This is a genomic window from Anaerorhabdus sp., from assembly GCF_036637135.1.
Taxonomy (GTDB): Bacteria; Bacillota_I; Bacilli_A; order Erysipelotrichales; family Erysipelotrichaceae; genus Anaerorhabdus.
This window is the reverse complement of record NZ_JAVWNC010000119.1, coordinates 1-1,922: the sequence shown is the minus strand read 5'-3', so window position 1 is coordinate 1,922 and position 1,922 is coordinate 1. Positions and strand designations below refer to the sequence as shown.

The window sequence follows — 1,922 nt, the reverse complement described above, 5'->3', positions numbered from 1 at the left end:
GTAATTAATCCTGTCTTCTTAATTGATGAAATTGATAAACTTGGTTCCGATTACAAAGGTGATCCTAGTAGTGCAATGCTTGAGGTATTAGATCCTGAGCAAAATGCATTCTTCTCTGATCATTATTTAGAAGAGGCATATGATTTATCAAATGTTATGTTTATCGCAACTGCAAATTATCTTGAAGATATTCCTGCAGCACTTCGAGATCGTTTAGAAATCATTCAATTATCGAGTTATACTGAAGTTGAAAAAGTGAAGATTGCTGAAAATCATTTAATTAAAAAACAATTAATTATGAATGGTTTAAAAGAAAAACAATTCAAACTTGAAGAAGCTGAACTTTATTATTTAATTCGTCATTACACACGCGAAGCGGGAGTACGTCAATTAGAACGTGTTATTGCATCGTTATGCCGTAAATCAGTACTTGCGATATTAAAAGAAAAGAAGAAATCAATCAAAGTCACTAAAAAATTAATTCTTGAATGGCTTGGTAAAGAAATCTTCGATTATGGACAAAAGGAAAAGAAAAACCAAATTGGCGTTGTTACAGGACTTGCGTACACATCATTTGGTGGCGATGTATTACCAGTAGAAGTAACATACTTTGATGGTAAAGGACGTTTCACAGTTACGGGTCAACTGGGTGATGTTATGAAAGAATCGACTTCTATTGCCTTAGATTATATTAAATCAAATGCAAAGAAATATAAGATTGATCCTAAATTCTTTGATTCCCATGATATTCATATCCATGTACCAGAAGGTGCAGTACCAAAAGATGGTCCTAGTGCAGGGGTTACCTTAACTACTGCTCTAGTATCTGCCATTACTCAAACACCAGTTCGTTCTGATTTAGCGATGACGGGTGAAGTTACACTTCGTGGAAATGTTCTTGCGATTGGTGGTTTACGTGAAAAGAGTCTTGCGGCTCATCGTGTTGGTATAAAGCATATTATTATTCCAAAGAGTAACTTGAAAGATTTAGATGAAATACCAGATACAGTAAAAGAAAGTGTTCAATTCATTCCAGTTGAATCAATGGAACAAGTTTTGAAAGAAGCACTCGTTCAATGAATTATCATGAGGTAGAATTTCTTACAAGTTCACCTAAAATTGAGGATTGCCCACAATCAGATTTACCTGAGTTTGTATTAGCAGGTAGAAGTAATGTGGGTAAATCTTCTCTAATAAACGCACTTGTAAACCGCAAAAAAGCAGCCTATGTTGGAAATAAACCAGGGAAGACACGTTTCTTAAACTTCTTTAAAGTAGATAATCGTTGCATGTTGGTGGATGTTCCAGGATATGGCTTTGCGAACCGTAGCCAAAAAGAATTGATACAATTTGGAGAAATGATGGATGGTTACTTTGGTAATCGACCTAATTTAAAAGCTTTGATTCTTATTGTTGATTATCGTCATAAACCAACAAAAGATGATATCATCATGATTGAATATGCAAGAGAACTACATATGTCTATCGTTGTAATTGCAACTAAAAAAGATAAATGCAAACGTAGTGAACTTGCGAAACTTAAAAAATGTATTAGTGAGACATTAGCAGTTCCATCAACAAGTATTATTGACTTCAGCAGTGAAACTAAAGAAGGTGTTGATGAACTTTGGCAAAAGATTGATTCTTTTGTTGAAGAATAACGTATTGACTTTCCAAGACATCTTGGTAAAATATTCATAACAACTTTGAATAGAAGGAAGTAAATTTGTGGTGACAACAAGAAAAACCTTGGTTGATGTTAAAGGTTCGTACACAAATTGAACAGTAGTCTAGGAGTTGATTCTCTAAGTTAATAGGAGAATCCGTACACTTGCGTTAAAAGGTTAAGTGCATAGTTTAGACTATGAATTAAGGTGGTACCGCGTATTAAAACGTCCTTTTGTTGAAGGACGTTTTTTATT

At 34.0% G+C, this 1,922-nt stretch carries 2 protein-coding genes and 1 other annotated feature; both genes read left to right on the top strand.

The features are described 5' to 3' along the window. Window positions 1-1,080: S16 family serine protease (locus tag RR643_RS11630; RefSeq protein WP_332483318.1), on the top strand; the 1,080-nt coding region annotated here is incomplete at its 5' end. Beyond that, entirely contained in the window at window positions 1,077-1,661 is a 585-nt protein-coding gene (gene yihA, locus RR643_RS11625) for a ribosome biogenesis GTP-binding protein YihA/YsxC (protein WP_332469713.1), read from the top strand. The genes RR643_RS11630 and yihA, both read left to right, overlap by 4 nt. A 36-nt stretch (window positions 1,662-1,697) precedes the next feature. Then, window positions 1,698-1,903 (top strand) — a binding site (T-box leader). Window positions 1,904-1,922: the final 19 nt, after the last annotated feature.